The organism is Myxococcus faecalis (assembly GCF_050039385.1).
GTDB classification, from domain to species: domain Bacteria; phylum Myxococcota; class Myxococcia; order Myxococcales; family Myxococcaceae; genus Myxococcus; species Myxococcus fulvus.
The window spans coordinates 2366382-2385980 of the sequence record NZ_CP144336.1 but is presented as its reverse complement, the minus strand read 5'-3'; the positions used below and the strand labels follow the sequence as shown (position 1 = coordinate 2385980).

At 69.1% G+C, this 19599-nt stretch carries 17 protein-coding genes; 13 read left to right on the top strand and 4 right to left on the bottom strand.

The window, feature by feature from the left end:
* Nucleotides 1-102: 102 nt before the first annotated feature.
* On the bottom strand, nucleotides 103-1077 hold the full coding sequence (locus VZQ01_RS09350; protein WP_267697381.1) for a LysR family transcriptional regulator: 975 nt from the start codon (nucleotides 1075-1077) through the stop codon (nucleotides 103-105).
* 105 nt (nucleotides 1078-1182) lie between these two features.
* Between VZQ01_RS09350 and VZQ01_RS09345 the strand changes: the two genes are divergently transcribed.
* Nucleotides 1183-2454 (top strand): MFS transporter, encoded by a 1272-nt coding sequence (locus VZQ01_RS09345; protein ID WP_426747606.1) that lies wholly within the window; start codon nucleotides 1183-1185, stop codon nucleotides 2452-2454.
* Nucleotides 2455-2475: 21 nt separating this feature from the next.
* Here the strand turns inward: VZQ01_RS09345 and VZQ01_RS09340 are convergent, their stop codons facing one another.
* Entirely contained in the window at nucleotides 2476-3774 is a 1299-nt protein-coding gene (locus VZQ01_RS09340; protein WP_426747605.1) for a hypothetical protein, read from the bottom strand.
* Nucleotides 3775-3856: 82 nt separating this feature from the next.
* On the opposite strand from VZQ01_RS09340, the gene VZQ01_RS09335 reads away from it, so the two are divergent.
* Together VZQ01_RS09335 and VZQ01_RS09330 are read left to right on the top strand one after the other, a co-directional pair.
* On the top strand, nucleotides 3857-4783 hold the full coding sequence (locus VZQ01_RS09335; RefSeq protein WP_267697378.1) for a zinc metalloprotease: 927 nt from the start codon (nucleotides 3857-3859) through the stop codon (nucleotides 4781-4783).
* A 22-nt stretch (nucleotides 4784-4805) separates the two neighbouring features.
* Nucleotides 4806-5294 carry an outer membrane protein assembly factor BamB family protein gene (locus VZQ01_RS09330; protein WP_426747604.1) on the top strand — a complete coding sequence of 163 codons (489 nt, stop codon included), beginning with the start codon at nucleotides 4806-4808 and terminating at the stop codon, nucleotides 5292-5294.
* 22 nt (nucleotides 5295-5316) lie between these two features.
* Here the strand turns inward: VZQ01_RS09330 and VZQ01_RS09325 are convergent, their stop codons facing one another.
* Nucleotides 5317-5676 (bottom strand): DUF1428 domain-containing protein, encoded by a 360-nt coding sequence (locus tag VZQ01_RS09325; RefSeq protein ID WP_426747603.1) that lies wholly within the window; start codon nucleotides 5674-5676, stop codon nucleotides 5317-5319.
* A gap of 336 nt (nucleotides 5677-6012) precedes the next feature.
* On the opposite strand from VZQ01_RS09325, the gene VZQ01_RS09320 reads away from it, so the two are divergent.
* The 8 genes from VZQ01_RS09320 to VZQ01_RS09285 all read left to right on the top strand — a co-directional run bounded on the left by VZQ01_RS09320 (nucleotide 6013) and on the right by VZQ01_RS09285 (nucleotide 15423).
* Nucleotides 6013-7776: a flavin monoamine oxidase family protein gene (locus VZQ01_RS09320; protein WP_426732714.1), complete on the top strand. Its 1764-nt coding sequence runs from the start codon at nucleotides 6013-6015 to the stop codon at nucleotides 7774-7776.
* A gap of 39 nt (nucleotides 7777-7815) precedes the next feature.
* The gene (locus VZQ01_RS09315) at nucleotides 7816-8994 is read left to right on the top strand and encodes an FAD-dependent oxidoreductase (protein ID WP_223785456.1); all 1179 of its coding nucleotides are present in this window, start codon (nucleotides 7816-7818) and stop codon (nucleotides 8992-8994) included.
* A 33-nt stretch (nucleotides 8995-9027) separates the two neighbouring features.
* Complete coding sequence (locus VZQ01_RS09310; RefSeq protein WP_426747602.1) at nucleotides 9028-9561, top strand: AidA/PixA family protein; 534 nt, start codon at nucleotides 9028-9030, stop codon at nucleotides 9559-9561.
* A 64-nt stretch (nucleotides 9562-9625) separates the two neighbouring features.
* The gene (locus VZQ01_RS09305) at nucleotides 9626-10159 is read left to right on the top strand and encodes an AidA/PixA family protein (RefSeq protein WP_426747601.1); all 534 of its coding nucleotides are present in this window, start codon (nucleotides 9626-9628) and stop codon (nucleotides 10157-10159) included.
* A 31-nt stretch (nucleotides 10160-10190) separates the two neighbouring features.
* Nucleotides 10191-11702: a peroxidase family protein gene (locus tag VZQ01_RS09300; protein ID WP_426747600.1), complete on the top strand. Its 1512-nt coding sequence runs from the start codon at nucleotides 10191-10193 to the stop codon at nucleotides 11700-11702.
* A 145-nt stretch (nucleotides 11703-11847) separates the two neighbouring features.
* A complete protein-coding gene (locus tag VZQ01_RS09295; RefSeq protein ID WP_248544234.1) occupies nucleotides 11848-12552 on the top strand; it encodes an ABC transporter ATP-binding protein in 705 nt (234 codons plus the stop codon).
* Nucleotides 12553-12562: 10 nt separating this feature from the next.
* On the top strand, nucleotides 12563-13990 hold the full coding sequence (locus VZQ01_RS09290) for a DUF3526 domain-containing protein (protein WP_426747599.1): 1428 nt from the start codon (nucleotides 12563-12565) through the stop codon (nucleotides 13988-13990).
* Between the two features lie 17 nt (nucleotides 13991-14007).
* Nucleotides 14008-15423 carry a DUF3526 domain-containing protein gene (locus VZQ01_RS09285; RefSeq protein ID WP_426747598.1) on the top strand — a complete coding sequence of 472 codons (1416 nt, stop codon included), beginning with the start codon at nucleotides 14008-14010 and terminating at the stop codon, nucleotides 15421-15423.
* Between the two features lie 13 nt (nucleotides 15424-15436).
* On the opposite strand, the gene VZQ01_RS09280 is transcribed toward VZQ01_RS09285, so the two are convergent.
* Nucleotides 15437-16714, bottom strand: coding sequence for a GspE/PulE/PilB domain-containing protein (locus tag VZQ01_RS09280; RefSeq protein WP_426747597.1), 1278 nt, complete (start codon nucleotides 16712-16714; stop codon nucleotides 15437-15439).
* 289 nt (nucleotides 16715-17003) lie between these two features.
* Here VZQ01_RS09280 and VZQ01_RS09275 point away from each other — a divergent pair, with 289 nt between their 5' ends.
* Entirely contained in the window at nucleotides 17004-18692 is a 1689-nt protein-coding gene (locus tag VZQ01_RS09275; protein ID WP_426747596.1) for a serine hydrolase domain-containing protein, read from the top strand.
* Nucleotides 18693-18999: 307 nt separating this feature from the next.
* A complete protein-coding gene (locus tag VZQ01_RS09270; protein ID WP_426747595.1) occupies nucleotides 19000-19536 on the top strand; it encodes a hypothetical protein in 537 nt (178 codons plus the stop codon).
* The last annotated feature ends 63 nt before the right edge of the window (nucleotides 19537-19599 follow it).

Below are 19599 nucleotides of genomic sequence, written 5' to 3'. Positions count from 1 at the left end.
CGGGCTGTGGCATTCTGGTGAGATGTGCCGGGGAACTCGGGCGGGGCCCCGCTGTCTGCGGGGGCTACCTGCGGGGAGGCGATGTCTGTGTTTCGCGAGGTCTCACTGCTTGCGCGTGGCCACGGCGAGCGCGGTGGGAATCAGCTCGCGCATCAGGGCCACGAACTTGCGCAGCCTCGCGGGATGGAACCGCGCGGCGGGATAGAGCAGGTACATGGGCAGGGCGGAGGCCTGCCACTCCGGCACCAGGTGGACGAGCCGGCCCTTCACGATGTCCTCGTGCAGCACCCACGCGGATGCCACGCAGATGCCGAGCCCCTTCAGCGCCGCGCTCCGGAGCGCATAGAGACTGTCGGTGCTCACGCGCGGCTGGAAGACGATGGGCTGGGCCTCCCCGGTGGCCACGTGGGTCAGCGACAGCTCGTTGCGATAGAAGGTGCGCAGCGACAGCCAGGGCAGTCGCGCCAGCTCGTCGGGGTGGGTGGGCCGGGAGCGCCCCGTCAGCACCGAGGGCGCGGCGGCGACGATGCGCGGCACCTCCGCCACGCGGATGGCCACCACGCTGGGGTCCTTCACCTCGCCGACGTGAATCGCGCAGTCGATGCCGTCCGCGATGAAGTCCACCGCGCGGTCGTGCAGCAGCCACTCGACGCTGACGCGCGGGTGCCGGTGCAGGTACTCCGTCAGCGGCTCCACCAGGAGCTGCTGGCCGAAGGCGTGGGGGACGACGACGCGCAGCGTGCCCTCCGGCTCGTCGCTCGCGCCGCGCAGGTCGGCCTCGAACATCTCCCAGTTGGCGAGCAGCTCCTTCGCCCGCTCGTAGCAGCGCGCGCCGTCCTCGGTGAGCTTCATCGCGTGGGTTGAGCGCTGCAGCAGCCGCAGGCCGAGCGAGCGCTCCAGCGCCTGGAGGCGACGGCTCACCGTTGGCTGCGTGGTGCCGAGCTGCGCGGCGGCCGAGGACAGGCTCCCGGCGTCGACGATGCGCAGGAAGGTCTGCATCAGCTCGAGCCGGTCGGCGGTGGTGGGCGGCGGCTTCGGGAGGGCACGCGGCCGAGCGGACTTGGGGGGGCGGGGCATGGCGTTATACGTGGAGCGTATATCCGCTGTGCGGACCCCGCTACTACCGTGGACCGCTGCTCTGGGACACCTTCACCTCGACTCGCAGCAACCCAGGTGAACGTCATGTCCTTCATTCGCGCCGTACATGAACCCGCCGGAAGAGGCGCGCTGCCCTCGGACGAGGCCCGCGCGCCTCGCCTCGCCCTGGTGGGCCCCGGCGACTCGGGCTCGATGTCGAGGGGGCTGCGCCTGCTTTTGGCGGCGAGCGCCGGGTTCTCGGTGGCCTCGCTCTACTACAGCCAGCCGATGCTGGGGGTGATGGGCTCCTCCATCGGTGCCTCGGACACGGCGGTGGGACTCTTGCCCACGCTCACCCAGCTGGGCTACGCGCTGGGCATCCTGCTGCTGACGCCGCTGGGGGACCGCTTCGACCGGCGCCGCATCATCCTCATCAAGGTCGGCCTGCTCGCGGTGGCCCTGCTGCTCAGCGGCCTGGCGCCCGCCATCGGTCCGCTGCTGGTGGTGAGCTTCGTGGTGGGGCTCACGGCGACGGTGGCGCAGGACATCGTGCCCGCCGCGGCCACCCTGGCCCCCGAGAAGGAGCGCGGCGGTGTCGTCGGGACGGTGATGACGGGCCTGCTGCTCGGCATCCTGCTCTCGCGCGTCGTCAGCGGCGTGGTGGCCGAGCAGCTCGGCTGGCGCGCCATGTACCTGATGGCCGCGGGCAGCGTGGTGGTGATTGGCGCGGTGGTGTGGCGCGGGCTGCCGGCCTTCCGTCCGACGAGCACGCTGTCCTACGGCGCGCTGCTCGGCTCGCTCGTGGGCCTGTGGCGCAAGCACGGGGCGCTGCGCCGGGCCGCGCTGGCCCAGGGGCTGCTCTCGGTGGGCTTCAGCGCGTTCTGGTCCACGCTCGCGGTGATGCTGCATGGCGCGCCGTTCCACCTGGGCAGCGCGGCGGCGGGCGCCTTCGGCCTGGCGGGTGCGGCGGGGGCCCTGGGCGCGCCCATCGCCGGGCGCGTGTCGGACCGCTTCGGCCCCGAGCTCGTCACGCGGCTGGGCGCGGGGCTGACGGCCGTGGCGTTCGCCGCGATGTTCGCCTCACCGTGGCTCCAGCCGGATGCGCGGCTGTGGTTGTTCGGCGCCAGCGCGATTGGCTTCGACCTGGGCGTGCAGATGACGCTGGTGGCGCATCAGACGATGGTGTTCGGCATCGACCCCGCCGCGCGCAGCCGGCTCAACGCGGTGCTGTTCGTCTGCGTGTTCATCGGCATGTCGCTGGGCGCGGTGAGCGGCAGCCTCGTGCTGGCCGGGTGGGGCTGGGGCGCGGTGACGTTGCTTGCGACCGTGTCCGCGCTGGCGGCCCTGGTGGTGCGGCTGTGGCCGGCGGCTCGCTGAGTCCCAGAAAGGCGCCCTCGGCTACCAGGTGCCGAGGGTGCCAATCACGTTGCCCGTCTTCGCGTCGAAGACATCCAGCCACATCCAGTGGGGCACGTAGAGCCGGTCCCCCTGCTTGCGAAAGCTGGTGACGAGCGAGCCGTCCTTGGAGCGGGGGATGGGCACGTCCCAGACGACGGCCCCCGTCCTCACGTCCCGGCGGACCAGGTGCATGCCGCCGGCCCTCAGCCGGTAGGCCACGAAGAGGGCGTCCTCGGAGATGTCGAGGGCCTCCGGCGTGGTCTCCAAGACCTGCTCGATGTCCATGTCGGCGATGGCGCCGTGCCACAGGGGCTCCTTCGCGCCCTTCTCGAACACCGCCGCCATGGGGACGCGCGTCCCCGGGTTCCGGGCGCCCAGCACCACGTCGAGCCCATGCGCCGTGTAGCGATATTGCCCTCGGAAGCCCGGGATGGGCGGGGCCTTGAGGGCGAGCGAGCACGGCAGATGGGTCTTCCGGTGGATGGCGGGGGAGCAGTCGTAGCGGCCGCGCTCGGGGGGCTGACAGTTGGGAGGAGTCTGGGAGGCGGGGCGCGCGGTCGCCGTCGTCGTGTCGAGCAGGATGTTCCGCTGGTCCATCACCGAGACCCACACGGAGGAGGTGTCCCCCTGCGGGATGCAGAGCTTGTCGGGCTTGTCCGACAGCGCCACGCGCCCCACCACCTTGCCAGTGGCCAGCTCCAGCAGGCTCACCGCCATGGCCTCCCGTCGCACCAGGCGATTTCCCTGCCGGATGTAGCGCTCGCGGGAGGCGAGGTCCGTGGGGGCCGCGCCTTCGATGGGCACCTCCCAGAGGGGCTCGAGCGTCTTCCCGTCGAAGGCGGCCGTGGAATAGCGGTCGAACGACGTGCCGCGACGAATGGTCCCGATGATGTCGTCCGTGCCGTCCCCGTTGACGTCCGTCACCGTGGGGGTGTTGTCCATGTCCCACGCGAACCTCGGCTTCGGGGGCGGCGCGGGCGGCACCTGCGCGGTGGGGGGCGGTGGGGGTGGCTCGGCGCGCGCGGGCGGGGGCGTGTAGGAGTCGCTCGAGGACGCCATGGCGAAGAAGCCCGCCGCGGAGCCCAGCAGCATGACGGCAATCCCCGCGCCCAGGACGAGCGGCAACCTGTTGGGCCCCGTCGCTGACGGAGCTTGATAGAGCGGACGCGGAGCCTGCTCTCCCCGCGTATCGATGGACGCGTTGCAGTAGTAACAGGTGTACAACACCTGCTCGGCGACCAGGGTGAATGGCGCGTTGCACCGAGGGCAGCGTGGCGATGTGGGACGAGCGCGAGCCATTCCTTCTTCCTACCATTCCACCCCCCATGCGCCCACCCCGGCCACCTGGAAGGCGTCAGCGTGGCTCGGTAGCGTGAGGCCCATGCTCCCAGCCCATGCCCTCGTGTCCTCCGTCCTGGCGCTGTTCTCCTCGGATGTCTTCTCGCCGCACGCGGACCGCTGTGTCGCGCCCGAGCCTGCGGCCGCGCTGCGCGTGGCCAGCTTCACGCCCTCGGATTGCTCCCTGGCGCAGACCGTGCCCGGGCCGCTGTGGCAGCCCACCACGGTGCGGCGCATCCCGGTGGTGGTGCACCTCATCTCGGATGCGGCGTGCGCGAACGGCAACATCTCGGACGCGCTGGTGCACAGTCAAATCACGGTCCTCAATGAGGACTTCCGCGCGCTGACAGGGACGCCGGGGGCCGCGGGCGTGGACAGCAAGCTGGAGTTCTTCCTCGCCACCGAGGACCCCGCGGGCAACCCGACGACGGGCATCCAGCGCTATTGCAACACGACCTGGTACCAGGACCAGGGCAGCTACTGGAACACCATTGCGTGGGACCCGACGCGCTACCTGAACCTCTACACGAACAGCGCGGGCGGCTCGCGCGGGTATGTGCCCTTCCTCCCCGCGGACCCCTCGGGCGCGGTGGGGCAGCCGCAGGACCGGGTGGTCATCAACTGGCTGGCCTTCGGCCGCGTGGGGCCCGTGGTGCCGTATCACCAGGGGAGGACCGTCACGCACGAGGTGGGCCACTACCTGGGCCTGTTCCACACGTACTACGAGGGTTGTGGCATCGCCACGGCGCCGGCTTGCTACACCACGGGCGACCGCATCTGTGACACGGCGCCCAACGTCACGTCCCACAAGGGCTGCCCCGTGGGGCTCACCAGCTGCGGCGGTGCGCCCGTGCCCGTGCAGAACTACATGGAGCTGACGGATGACGCGTGCATGACGGGCTTCACCGCGGAGCAGGTGCAGCGCATGCGGTGCACCCTGGCCTCGTACCGCTCCACGCTGGCGCAATAGGGTTGTGGTATCCCGGCGTGGCATGAACGACACCTCGCCAGCGCCCGGCTCCCTGCTCATCACGGCCTTCAACGGACTCGTCGCGGCGTATGAGCGCGCCAGCGGCGACACGGTGTGGACCTTCGCCGTGCCCGGCAAGTCGGTGCCGGGCGTGCGGCCCCGGCCGACGTACGCGGAGCTGCGCGAGGGGCGCGTGTTCGTGTTCTCCGGCGGGGCCGAGGGGACGTTCACGAAGAGGGTCTTCCTGGAGGTCCACGCGCTCGACGCCGGGAGCGGGCGCCTGCTCTGGGCCCAGCGCGTGGACTCCGAGCAGTCGTCGACGTTCGCTGGCGGAACGATGCTCGTCGAGCAGGGGCAGGTCATCGTCTCGCACCGGGAGACCCTGACGGCGTTCGACGCGGACTCCGGCGAGCTCCAGTGGAGCCGCGTCAGCGAGCATGGCGGCGGCGGGCTGCATTCGCCCCTGCTGCAGCTGGTCGTCGAGGGCGCGCGGGGGCGGCTCTTGACCTGAGCCCCCGGCGCTTTCGACCTGGCTACTTCTTCAGCTCGACCACCGGCGCGAAGCCGCCGTAGATCATCCGCGCGCCGTCGAACGGCATCGGGTTCTTCTCCGGGCTCATGTCGGGGTCCTCCATCATCTTCGCCATGCCGGCGTCGCGCGTGGCCTTGTCGGGCCACTCGACCCAGGAGAAGACCACCGTCTCGTCGTCCTTGGCCTGCACGGCCCGGCGGAAGTCGGTGAGCTTGCCGCTCGGCACGTCGTCCCCCCAACACTCGAGCACGCGCAGGGCCCCGTACTTGATGAAGACGGGGTCGCCCGTGCGGGCGTGGTCGATGAACTTCTCCTTGTTCGCGGTCGGCACGGCGATGACGAAACCATCGATGTAGGACATGGGAGCTCCTCCTGGTGCGAGAGGGTGCCGAAAAGGCGCCTTCAAATCGGCGACGAATATCCGCTGGGAAGATCGACACGGACCCCCAATCACGTCCAGCCCGGAATTTTCCTCGTCAGGGGCTCTCCGGGCGTTGACGTGTCCGCGCCGTCCATGACGTGTCAGCGCCCTGCGTCGTCCGCCCGAGGCGGCTGAAGCCTGACACGTCAATGCCTGCCCCCGCCGCGCCGCAAGTCCTTGAAGGCAGACGAAAGGCAGTCGTGAAATTGGTGGTGCAGGGATTGCACTGGAATTCCCTGAAATAGGGCGCGGTGCCCCATCCCCTGAGAGGCAGACATGTCGCGAGTGAATCCACCCCCGATGGACCCGGGAATGGACGACGGGCTCCAGCTCGACGTCGCCATCATCGGTGCGGGCGTCTCCGGGCTCTACACGGGCTGGCGGCTGCTCGTCGGCGACCTCGCGGAGGGCGGCACGCGCCCATCCTCGGTGCACGTCTTCGAATTGAGCGAGCGATTGGGCGGCCGCATCGAGTCGGTCTTCCTGCCCGGCGTCTCCCTGGCGGCGGAGATTGGCGGCATGCGCTATCTGCAATCGCATGTCATCGTCAACTCGCTCATCTCGGAGGTCTTCTCCCAGGAGCTGACGCCCCAGGACTTCCCCCTGGGCGACGACAAGAACCACTACCGCTACCTGCGCGGCCAGCGCTTCAAGGCCGACGAGTGGGCGAACGCCCAGGCGGACCGCCGCACGTTCAAGACGCGCTACTTCCTGCCCGACGACGTGGTGGGCTTCGACTCGGACCAGCTCTTCAACAAGGTCATCTACGACGTCCTCATGGCAGACCCCTGGTTCCAGGAGCGCTACGCGAACCAGGTGAAGTTCACCCCTCCCTACGACTACTCCTTCGAGCTCACCGCCCGGGACTGGGACGACATCAAACCCAACCTGACCTACCGCAAGCCGGGGCCCTACCAGGGCAAGAAGGTCAATGATCTGGGCTTCTGGAACCTCCTCAAGGACCAGGTGGGCCAGGAGGCCTACGAGTTCCTGGCCGTGGCCGGCGGCTACTACTCCAACACCATCAACTGGAACGCCGCGGAGGCCTTTCCGTACCTCGTGGGCGACTTCTCCCTGGCGAGCGTGGAATACCAGACGCTGAACGGCGGCTATGACCAGCTGGGCAACACGCTCGCCCAGCGCTTCGTCGCCCAGGACCCGAGCGGCAAGCGCGCCCACCTCTGGGGACAGAACGGCCTGACGGCGCTCACCGCCGCGCCGGAGGGCAGCCCGTACCGGTATGTCCTCACCCTGAACAACGTCCCGAGCGGCAAGTCGTGGACGGTGTATGCCAATGCCGTGGTGCTCGCGATGCCCCGCCGCGCGCTGGAGCTGATTGGCGCGGACCGGTTCTTCACCAGGCCCCAGGTGAGCGCGCAGGTGCGCAAGAACCTGGACGCCGTCATCTCCGAGCCGTCCTTCAAGCTGCTGATGGGCTTCGAGTCCCCCTGGTGGAACCAGGAGTTCCAGGCCGTGGCGGGCGAGTCCATCACCGACCTGCCCATGCGGCAGTGCTACTACTTCGGCACCGACCCTGTGAACAGCCACTCCATCCTGCTCGCCAGCTACAACGACATGCGGACCACGCCCTTCTGGTCCGCGCTGATGGACTCGCCCCACCAGCGGCTCGAGCGCTTCAAGCCCCGGCCCACGGCCCTGGCCTCACGCGAGGCGCTGGCCCAGGTGGAGGACCTGCAGGCCCCGGCGGTGATGGTGGCGGAGGCCGTGAGCCAGCTCCAGGAGCTGCACGGGCCCGCGAACCCCGTCCCCCAGCCGTACGTCTCCTACTTCCGCAACTGGACGGAGGACCCCTATGGCGGCGGCTATCACGCGTGGCGCGCCGGGGTGAGCGTGCGGGACGTGATGCCCTTCATGCGCCGGCCGGACCCGGACGAGCACCTCCACATCTGCGGCGAGGCCTACTCGGACCAGCAGGGCTGGGTGGAGGGCGCCTTCTGCGAGGCGGAGAAGATGCTCCAGGCGCACTTCGGGCTCGCGTGGCCCGCCTGGTTGGACAGCCAGTACTACCTCGGCTGGTAACGACAGACACCCTCCTTCGAAACGAAAGCAGACGAAGACATGGACTCCTATGACGTGGTCGTCGTGGGCGCGGGCGCCATCGGTCTGTCCGCGGCCTGGTGGTGCTCGAAGGCCGGCAAGAAGGTCCTGCTGTTGGACCAGTTCGACTTCGACAACGACTTCTTCTCCTCGAAGGGCGAGTCGCGCTTCTTCCGGGTGATGTACTCGGACCCGCACCTGTCCCTGCTCGCGCAGTCCGCCTATCCGCTCTGGCGGGAGCTGGAGTCGGACAGCGGCCTGAACGGCATCCTCAACGACACCTCGCTCCTGTTCTTCGGCCCGCCCAGCGGCGTGGACACGCCCGAAGGGGACTTGAAGGACTCCGAGGCCGTCCTGGAGGAGCAGGGCCTGCCCTTCCAGCGCCTCACCGCGGCGGACTTCCCGGAGCGCTTTTCCGTGCTCCAGGGCCTGAGCGACGACGTGGTGGGCCTGGTGCAGCCCCAGGCGGGTGTCATCGCGGCGGACCGGGCGCTCCGCGCGCTCGCCGACCAGTGCCGCGAGCGGGGCGTGGACATGATTCCGCGCCGGACGGTCAGCCGCATCCAGGACGCGCCCGGCCAGGTCACCGTCACCACCGCGCAGGGGACGTACACCGGCAAGAAGCTCATCCTGGTGCCGTCCGCGTGGACCAACGGCGTGCTCGACAGCCTGAACATCCAGCTCGCGCTCGAAATCTGGAGCATGACGTATGCCTATTTCGAGGTGTCCCCGTCCCAGTACACGTATCCGCTCTGGTTCTACTTCGGCGCGCCGAAGTTCCCCGGGGACGACACGACGACCTACTACGGGCTGCCGCCGCTGTTGACGCCCGGCCGCATCAAGGTGGGCACCGACTTCACCTTCCTGAAGTCCCCGCTGCCGCCCACCTCGCCACCCCAGGCGGACCCGCGCATGGTGGACCTGCTCAACACCTTCATGCGCGAGCACTTCCGGGGGCTGCAGTCCCTGGCGGTGGACCCGGTGGGCTGTCTCTACACGATGACGCCCGACCTGAACTTCGTGCTGGATGTCCTCCCCGGGCACCCGGACGTGCTGCTGTTCACCGGTGACACGGGGCAGGCATTCAAGTTCGCGCCGCTGCTCGGGCGAATCCTGTCGGAGCTCGCGCTCACGGGGGTCACCCGCACCAACATCCAGCCCTTCTCCATCCAGCGGCCCGGAATCCTCCGGCCCCGCTGAGCACTCCACCCCGAAAGCACCCCAGAGGTCGTCATGGCAGATACCGAGAACACCGCCAATGTCTTGATTGTCGTGGACGCGGAGAACCTCTACCTGGACTACCAGGGGAAGTTCAGCACGGACTCCAACCACCCCGTGGACCTGGGGGAGCCCACCCCGTACGTCTACATGTTCATCCGCTACGACGAGATGCTGTCGGGTCAGGCCACGGATGACCTGAACATCGTCGTCAACACCAACAACAACATCCGGTGGCGAATCACCTCGCTGACGGGCAACACGCGCTTCAGCGTCGCGCTCAACGGGTGCGACATCCTCCGGGGAGAGGGCTGCATCACGTCGCCCTTCCTCATCGAGCCCACGGTGACGGTGCCCCTGCCGTCGGTGCACGGCAACCAGGTCACGGTGGACTCGAAGCAGACGTACCAGGATGCCTATTTCCAGGCGACGGCGGTGAACCCGACGACGACGCCCGTGGTCTACACCTTCACGTTCGCCCTGGCGAACAACGACGGGAACATCCTGAGCTACTTCTCCTGGGACCCGAAGATCACCATCACCGCCTGACGCGTGTCCGCGCGGGTGGATGTCTGGATTTGTCTCGACTCGAATCGCAAGGAACAGGTGCGTCATGGCTCAGGATGATGGCTTCGTCGATGTTCTCACCGTGGTGGATGTGGACAAGGTGCTGAAGGAGTATGGCCCCAACGGGTCGGTGGACGAGCCGGGAGTCTCCATCGCGGACTGCGTGTACATGCTGGTGCGCAAGGACGACGCGGTGGGCATGGAGGCCATCTCCGAGCTGACCGTCGCCGCGAAGACCAACGACACGCTGCGCTGGCGAATGGCCTCGCTGACGCTCAACACCGGCTACTCGGCGGTGCTCTACAAGATGAACGTCTCCGGCAATGCCCAGTGCATCTCTCCGCCCCAGCCCCTGGTGTCCCACATCAAGGTGCCGGTCCCCGAGGTCGCGGGTGGACAGGTGGATGGCTACAACACCCAGCCCTACGTGGACTTCTTTTTCCAGTCCACCGCGCTGCATCCCACCGCCGCGCTGTCGGGACAGCGGGTGACCTACCAGCTCTACGTCCAGGTGACGGACAACCTGGGCAACAAGGTGGGGACCTACTCGTGGGACCCGTACATCACCATCACCACCTGAGCCACGCCGCTCGACACACAGGAGATTCGTCATGAGTGACAAGATTCCTCCGCGCGTCACGGTCGCGCTCCCGGGCAGTGGCTGTCCATTCCACCGGGGCACCGGGGCGGCCATGTTGTCCAAGGCGCCGTCCGGCAACCTGGTGCGCCCCCACGGCGTCGTGGGCCCGGCTGTCTCCAGCAAATCCGCGCAGTCCCTCACCGGGGACAACGGCCCCGTCGTCTCCGACTTCTTCCGCATGTTCCCGGACTTGCGTCCCTCCGTCTTCAACGTGGAGGACCTCCGCGCCCTCACGCTGCCGGGCGGGCCCATGGACGATGACCGGCTGGGCCCGAGCGTGCCGCAGGACAACCCCACCATCCCCGCGGGCTACACGTTCCTGGGCCAGTTCCTGGACCATGACCTGACGTTCGACGTGTTCTCGGACATCAACAGCCGGGGCACCCAGCCCAACCAGACGCGAGACGCCATCACCCCGACGCTGGACCTGGGCAACATCTACGGCCGGGGACCGGTGCAGGACGCCTTCCTGTTCGACGCGAAGGACGGCGCCACGCTGCTGTTCGGGCGGCAGGACAACCCGGACGGGGACGTGCTGCGCAACGTCCAGGGCACGGCCATCATCGGAGACCCGCGCAACGACGACAACATGTTCGTCAATCAGCTGCACCTGGCCTTCATCAAGTTCCACAACCAGGTGGTCAAGGACCTGTCGGGCTCGTTCTCCGGAGGCGCGCTCTTCGCCGAGGCCTCCCAGCGGGTGCGCTGGCACTACCAATGGATTGTCTACCATGACTTCGTGCGCCGCTTCGTCGGCGACGAGCTCTACGGCAAGCTGGTGAACCAGGGGCCGCAGTACTTCCCACCCAACCTCCAGCAGATTCCCATCGAGTTCTCCGCCGCCGCCTACCGCATGGGGCACGCGACGATTCGGGAGACGTACACCGTCAACTCGAGCTACTCGAACGTGCAGATCTTCGACCTGCACCAGCCCGGGACGTTCCTCAGTCCGGAGAAGCGCGTGGACTGGAGGAACTTCTTCAACCTGGGCTCCGGCGTCACCCCGCAGGGCGCCAAGCTGTTCGACACGTACCTGGCCTCGGAGCTGTTGAACCTGCCGGAGGCCCTCATCCCCGGCTTCGACCATCCGCAGTACCAGGGCAAGCCGGACCCGCTGTACCTGTCGCTCGCGGGGCGCAACCTGCTGCGCCAGAACGAGTTCACCCTGCCGGCCGGCCAGACGGTCGCCGAGGCGCTGGGGACGACCCGCTACGCCAACTCGCAGCTCGGCCTGCCGCAGGGGTGGGGGAGCACCGTGGCGCCGCTCTGGTACTACATCCTCAAGGAGGCGAACCTCGCCAACCAGGGCCGCTTCCTCGGGCCGGTGGGCGGACGCATCGTCGGGGAGACGTTCTTCAGCGTCCTGCTCAACGACCCCACGTCCTTCCTCCAGAACAAGGGCTGGAAGCCCACCTACGGCTCGGGCGGGGACTTCACCATCGCGGACCTGCTGCGCATCGCGGACGCGTACAAGAAGTCCTGAGCCGCGCACGTCCAGGAGGGGCCGCAGGGGAGCTCGTGTCCGTCCCCTGCGGCCCGGAGTGTCCCCGGAGTCACACGGGACGTGTATCGATTTGTAGATGCAATCAAGTTGCGATCTTGCGGGTGGCTCCGTTATGGGAGTCTCCATGCTTGAAGCGAGGAACCTGTCCAAGCGCTACGGCGCGCACCCGGCGCTCGAGGGGCTGGACCTGTCCATCCAGGCGGGTGAGGTGTTCTGCCTGCTGGGGGCGAACGGCGCGGGCAAGACGACGACGCTGAACCTCTTCCTGGGCTTCATCGAGCCCACGGGCGGGGAGGCGCGCGTCGCGGGGCTGGAGGTGCGTCACCACGAGGCCCAGGTGCGCGGGCTGCTCGCCTACGTGCCGGAGCTGGTGATGCTCTACCCCCGGCTGACGGGGCGGGAGAACCTGGCCTACTTCAACACGCTGGCGGGGCGGCCGGCGCTGTCCACGCTGGAGTCCACGGACTGGCTCGCCCGCGCGGGGCTGCAGCCGGGGGCGATGGACGTGCCCGTGGGGCGCTATTCCAAGGGCATGCGGCAGAAGGTGGGTATCGCCATCGCGCTGGCCAAGGGTGCGAAGGCGTTGCTCCTGGACGAGCCGACGTCGGGCCTGGACCCGCTGGCCTCCAACGAGCTGTCGGAGCTGCTCCTGCGCCTGAGCGGCGAGGGAATGGCGGTGCTGATGGCGACGCATGACCTGTTCCGCGCGAAGGAGTCTGGCACGCGCGTGGGCATCATGAAGTCAGGCCGGCTGGTGGAGACGCGCGCCACGCGGGAATTGGGGCACGCGGAGCTGGAGCAGCTGTACCTGACGCACATGCGGGGCTGAGGACGCACGAATGATTCGGGCCATCGCACGCAAGGAATGGGTGGAGCTGTCGCGGGACGGGCGCTTCCGGACCGCGGGGATGTTGGTGGGGCTCCTGGCCGTCGTGGGGCTGGCAATGGGCGCGCTGCACGTGCGCGAGTCGCGCGCCGAGCGCGAGGCGGGCTCTCGGCTGACGCGTCAGCACTGGCTGGAGCAGGGGGAGAAGAACCCCCACTCGGCGGCGCACTACGGCGTCTGGGCCTTCAAGCCCGAGTCCGTCCTGGCCGCGTTCGACCGGGGCGTGGAGCCGTACCTGGGCGTGGCCGTCTACCTGGAGGCGCACAAGCGCAACCTCACCCAGCACCGCCCCGCGACGGACGCCACCGCCGTGGCCCGCTTCGGAGAGCTCACCGGCGCCGGAGTCCTGCAGCTCCTCCTGCCGCTGCTCATCATCCTGTTGACCTACTCCGCCTTCACGGCCGAGCGGGAGCAGGGCACCCTCCGCCTGCTGTTGAGCACCGGCGTGCGGCGTCACCAGCTCGTGCTGGGCAAGGCGCTGGGCGTGGGGCTGGCGCTGGCGGCGCTGCTGGTGCCGCTCGTCGTCGTGGGCCTGGGCCTGGTGGTGGGGCTGGGCGGCGGCCTGGATGCTTCGTGGGGAGACCTGCTGGGGCGCCTGTTGGTGTTGTCGCTGGGGTATGGGCTGTACCTGGCGGGCTTCGTGTTCCTGGGGCTGGCGGTGAGCGCGTGGGCGCGCACGTCGCGCGGCGCGCTGGTGGTGCTGCTGGCGGTGTGGATGCTCAACGCGCTGCTGGTGCCCCGGCTCGCGGCGGACGCGGCCCGGACGTGGGCGCCGGTGCCGACGGCGCAGGACTTCGCGCGCAGGCTCGCGGAGGACTACGAGAAGGGGCTGAGCGGACATGACTCGGCGGACGCGCGGCAGGTGGCGTTGGAGCGCGAGACGCTGGCGCGCTACGGGGTGGACTCGGTGGAGGCGCTCCCCGTGAACTTCCGGGGCATCGCGCTCCAGGCGGGCGAGGAGTACAGCAGCAAGGTGGCGGCGGTGCGCTTCGGGGAGCTGCGGGAGCGATATGCGTCCCAGGAGCGGCTGCACCGCGCCTTCGCGCCGCTGTCGCCCATGCTCGCGCTCCGGCAGGTGTCCGCGTCGCTCGCGCGCACGGACCTGTCCGCGCACCTGCGCTTCACCGAGCAGGCGGAGGACTACCGGCAGGCGCTGGTGAAGCGGATGAACGATGACGTCGCGTTCCGCTCGAAGCACGGCGACGCCAACTACAAGGCGGATGCGTCCTTGTGGCGGCAGGTGCCGGAGCTGCGCCTGGAGGCGGAGCGACTGACGGATGCGCTTTCGTCCCAGGTTCCGGGGCTCTTGTTGCTCGGGCTCTGGTTGTCGTGGACCACGGCGTTCGCCCTGCGCGCCGGCGCACGCCTGAGCGCGCTGTGAGGCACGAGCCCATGAACATGTCCCTGCTCCGACACGAGTGGTTCCTGCTTCGCAAGGACCGGATGCTCCTCTTCGCCGCCGCGCTCCTGCTCGGGCTGATGGCGTTGGGGCTCTACAACGGCTGGCGCTTCACCCAGGACCTGCGCGCGCATCAACAGACGTTGCTCACGCAGGAGGCCTGGCGACGCGAACAGCTCGCGGCCCAGGCCGAGGCGCTGCGTCAGGGGCAGGGGACCGAGCCCCCCGCCTGGAAGAGCCCCACGATGCCGGTGCCGGTGGGCAACTTCCTCGTCCAGCCCGAGGCGCTCCTGCCTCCGGGGCCGCTGAGCGTCTTCACGGTGGGCCAGATGGACCTGCTGCCGTCGTCCTACCAGGTGTCACTGCAGGGCCGCCTCACGGACTTCGCGCGCGAGACGCTGGAGCACCCGGCGCACCTGGCCACCGGGACGCTGGATGTGTCGTTCGTGCTGCTCTACCTGCTGCCCTTGTTCGCGCTCGCGTTCTCGTTCGACCTGGTGTCCCGGGAGCGCGAGGACGGCACGCTCCGGTTGGTGCTGGTGCAGGCCACGGGGCTTCGGGGCTGGGCGCTGCGCAGGCTCGCCGTTCGCGCGGCGGTGCTCCTGGGCCTGTGCGTGCTCGCGGGCCTCGCGGGGCATGTGTTGACGGGAGGCGGCGGCGGGCTGCCGAGGCTCCTGGGATGGTTGGCGTTGGTGGTGGGCTATGGGGCGTTCTGGTTCTGTCTGGCGCTGGCGGTGAACGCGCGGGCGCTGAGCTCCGCCACCAATGCGCTGGTGCTGGTGGGCGTGTGGTTGTTGCTCGTGGTGGTGGTGCCCGCGGCGGCGCAGCTCGGCGTGAGCGCGCTGTATCCGGTGCCCTCGCGCGTGACGTTGGTGGGGGCGACCCGCGACGCCTCGCTGGATGCGCAGCGGCGGGGAAGCGAAGTGCTGTCCGCCTACTTCGAGGACCATCCGGAGCTGGCGCCGAAGGGGACCCGGACGGAGGGCTACTGGCCCACCGCGCTGGCGGTTCAGGACGAGGCGGCCCGGGCCACCGCCCCCGTGGTCGCGGCCTTCCAGTCGCAGTTGGACGCGCAGCAATCCGCGCTGGAGCTGCTGCGCTTCGTGTCCCCCGCGCTGGCCTTCCAGCAGGCGCTCCAGGATGTGGCGGGGACTGGTGGAGCACGGCACGCGCACTTCCTGCGGCAGGTGGACCGCTTCCACGCCTCGTGGCGCGAGGCCCTGTTGCCGCGAGTCTTCGCGGGCGACACGCTGGGCGCGGCGGACCATGTGCGACTGCCGCGCTTCGCCTATGTCGAACAGCCCGGTGCCGACGTCGTCCCGCGGGTGGCGCTGGGGTTCCTCGCGCTGGCGTGGCCCACGTTGCTGGCCCTGGGGTTGGGGCTGCTGTGGCTGGGCCGTCCCCGGTTGTCGTGAGCGGAGGGCCGCTTCAGCGTCGCGCCTTGTGCTGGCCCGCGTTGGTGGCGTCCGCGCGCAGGCACATCACTGAGTACAGGTTCATCGTGTAGAGGTTGTTCTCCGGCGCCAGGTCGGAGGCCTTCTGGAACAGGGCCGTGGCGCGCTCGTAGTCCCGGTGGTGGTTCAGCAGAATCATCCCCAGGCGGTTGTAGAGCGGCGCGGGGTGGGGAAGCAGGCCGATGCCTCGCTCCAGCAGCTCGATGGCCTCCGCCCACCGTCCCGCCTGCTCCAACCGGATGACGCGCTGGAGGACATCCTCGTTGGCGTCCTCCACGAAGGGCTTGGGCACCGCGCGTCCGGCCTGCGTCGCCTGGGGAACGGGCGGAGGCGTCGGCTCGGCGGGTGCCGCGCGGGCTGTCGGCGCGGGGGGCTCGTAGAGCCGCGTGACGCCCCGTTCTCCGAGCGACGCGAAGAGCGCTCGCAGCTCCACCTCCGCGAGCTGGGTGATGAGCGACAGGTCCGACAGCGACGTGTGCCCGTCGACGAGGGAGAGCACATACGCCTCGAAGGGGCTGAGCCGCAGGTTCGTCACGCTCAGTCCGCCCACGAGGAACGGCCGGGCCTGTGAGCCCTCCTGGGCCGCGTCGAACGGCGCCACCCGCGTGGTCTCCGACTGCGGAGCGCGCGGGGTGCCCTGTCGCTCGGGCTGCGTCAGGAGCGCGCGGACCAGGGAGACGTTGTCGCGGGGCGGCAGGTCCTCGACGTGGCGCACCAGCAGCAGCTCACAGCGGGGGCACTGGAAGTCCTTGGGGAGCGTGGGCGCGCCGCAGTGGGGGCAGGCCTCGTCCTCCGGCGGGTGCTCGAAGGCGTCCGCCACCGCGTAGTAGTGCTTGCGGATGGCCGCGCGGATGGACCTGCGCACCGCGATGAAAGGCAGCACCTGTGTGACGCCCACTGTGCGGACAATCTCTTCCAGCGCGCGCTGTCGCTGCGGCTCCGCGATGGCCACATAGAGAACGCCTTGCGCCAGTCGCAGGGGCATGAAGTCGAAGCCCTCCGCCAGGCGCACGGAGACCTTCTCCAGCAGGGCGGGGTCGACCTTCGCCAGGCTCAGCTTCTCGGTGGAGACGAAGCGGGTCGAGAGCGTCTGCGCGAGCAGCCGCAGCACCGGCGTCTCGTCCACGCCCAGTCGCACCAGGCACTCGCCCAGCTTCTGGCCCGTCTCCTGTTGATGCGCGAGCGCTCGCGACAAGAGCTCCGGCGTCAACACGCCATCCAGCACCAGCCGCTCGCCGAGTCTCCGCGTCATGCGGCGGATTCAAGGACGGCATCCCTCGTCCCGTCCACCTCGGAGAAGGTCTTGTCGTCGGAAGGCTGGGGGAAGGGGCCTTCCTGAATCGTGACTCAGGTCTCACCCGAGGGGCTCCCTATGATTCCGCGCGCTTATGGGCAGCGGATTGGGGGACACCTGGGCGGGGCCGAGGGGACTCGCCTCCAGGGGGAGTCGTCCACCGCCGGAATCGAGGCGCTCACCGATGCCGGGCGGCGCTTCGCAGATGGGCGGCACCTGGCGGAACGGCTTCCGGAATCCTCCGTGCATGCGACCTTCCCTTTCCCTCCTGCTGTGGGTGGCCCTCGTCTCGTGGGGCCTGGTGGTTCCTGTCGCCCGCGCCCAACCGGCGCGAGAGACACGTGCCCAGCGTCACGCCCGTGTCGATGCGCTCTTCGCCACCTGGCGTGGCAAGGCGTCGCCCGGCTGCGGCGTGGGCGTCTCGCGCGACGGTGTGCGCGACTACGTGAAGGGCCATGGCCTGGCGAACCTGGAGTTCGGCGTGCCGCTCACACCTCGCTCCTCGTTCAACCTGGCGTCCATCACCAAGCAGTTCGTCGCGTTCTCCATCGGCTTGTTGGCGCAGGAGGGGAAGCTGTCGCTGGATGATGATGTGCGCAAGCACGTGCCGGAGCTGCCCGACCACGGCAAGCGCATCACCGTCGCGCACCTGATGCACCACATCAACGGGCTGCGCGAACAGGGCCAGCTGCTCTCCCTGGCGGGATGGCGCGGCGAGGACCTGTACACCGAGGAGGATGTCCTCTGGGTCCAGTCGCGGCAGCGCGGGGTGAACTTCGCTGCGGGCGAGGAGGTTCTCTATGGCAATGCCGCGTACTCGCTGCTGGGCATCATCGTGCGGCGCGTGTCCGGCAAGTCGCAGCGGGCGTTCGCCGACGAGCGCATCTTCAAGCCGCTCGGCATGGTGGACACCTCGTTCCGGGATGACCTGGCGCCGCCCATCCCCCAGCGCGTGACAGGGTACATGCCCCGCGCGGAAGGGGGGTGGCGGTTGAGTTCGGCGGACCTTGGGTACAACGGCACGAGCGCGGTGTACTCGTCGGTGAACGACCTGCTGACGTGGCAGCAGAACCTGCTCGATGGCCGCCTGGGTGGGACGGCGCTGCGGGACCTGCTCCAGACCTCGGGTCGATTGAACGACGGCCGGGAGACGGGCTACGGCGGCGGGCTGCGGCTGGGGGCGTACCGGGGCCTTCGCACGGTGAGCCATGACGGGTACGTGGCGGGCTTCCGCACGGAGAGCATCCTCTTCCCCGAGCAGAAGCTGGCCATCACCGTGTTGTGCAACGACGGGAAGATCGACCCGACGGTGCTCGCGCGGAAGGTGGCCGAGGTGTACCTGGGCGGCCTTTTGAAGGACATGACTCCGCCCGCCGTGGTGGTGCCCGCGGAGGAGCTGGCGGCGCTGGCCGGCAACTACTGGAGCCCCCAGACGGACGAGGTGGTGCGGCTGGAGGTGAAGGACGGCGCGCTGCGCGAGGTGGGCTCCTCGGCAGCGCTGACGCCCATCGGCCAGGGGGCGTTCCTGCCGGCCGAGCCGACGCCCGGGGTGTGGCGCTTCAACGCGTCGGCGGCGCCGGGGGCGCCCGTGCTGGGCATCCAGGACTTCTGGCCGACGACGCGAGAGTTCGTCCGGGTGCGCGAGCCGATGCCCACGGTGGGCGAGCTGGAGGCCCTGGTCGGGCAGTACCGCAGCGACGAGGTGGACATGACGTACACGGTGCGGCTCGTCGACGGGAAGCTGGCGCTGAGCTGGTTCCGTCGCGACGACCTCCTGCTCGAGCCCGTGGGGGGCAACCGCTTCGTGAGCTCGTTCGGCGCGGTGTCCTTCACGAAGGGGGCGTCAGGCGGCGTCGATGGAATGTTGGTGAGCAGCCGGCGCCTGCGTCGCTTCCGTGCCGAACGCGTGTCGCAGGGCGCTCCCGGTCCTCGCTGACGCGTCGCGCGGCATGTATTTGATTGCATGGGAATCGTACAGCGCGCTGCTGGCTTCCCCGGGAAATGCACAGCCGACGATGACCAGGATTCACCAGGGCTTCGTATCTCTCTCGGCGACCTCCGCCGATGTTCCTTCCAGGAGAGAGAGAATGTTTGGAGCCGTGCGAATTTCCAAGCTCGTGACATCCCTTGCAGCCGCCATCGTCGCACTGGTCTCGGCCCCCGCCCTCGCGGGGATTGTCTTCTTCGACACGACGGCCGCCGACAGAAGCGCGGGGGGATATCCCATCACGAATCGTAACGACGTGGGCTGGGCCTACGCGAACCGCAGCGCCGAGCGGGTGTGTGCCAACTATGGCTATGCGCGAGGCATGTATACCGGAGAGCAGTCGGGTGAGCTGATGGGCATCCATTGCTTCACCTCCGACATGGTGACCTGGCAGGACCTCCCTGGCTCGGATGCGCGGGCGTGGGCCCTGTGGCAGGGCAGCTCCACCTCGCTCGATTCGCAGGCGGCGTACAACGCGGGCGCCATCGCCGACAGGGAGTGTGGCTCTGTCTACAACACGGGGTTCTTCACGGGCTTCCAGAACACGTCGGCGGACCTGATGGGATTGGTCTGCATCCCGAGCACCCACGTGGCGCCTCGCGGAGTCGACACCGATGACCCCCGGTTTCCGTTCCTCAGCGGCATGAACCCGCCGTTCACCTCGTGGTGGCAGTTGCGCTCGTCCGTCAACCGGGTCTGCCAGTACTTCGGCTACACCACGGGCACGATGAACCTCTACGCCAACACGGGGGTCCCGTTCGTGCTGAACCTCGGACTCCAGTGCATCTACTGAGGCGCGAGGACCTCCTCGGCTCGGATTGAAGTCGCGGAGGGGCCCGTGCGTGAGCTGGCCCCT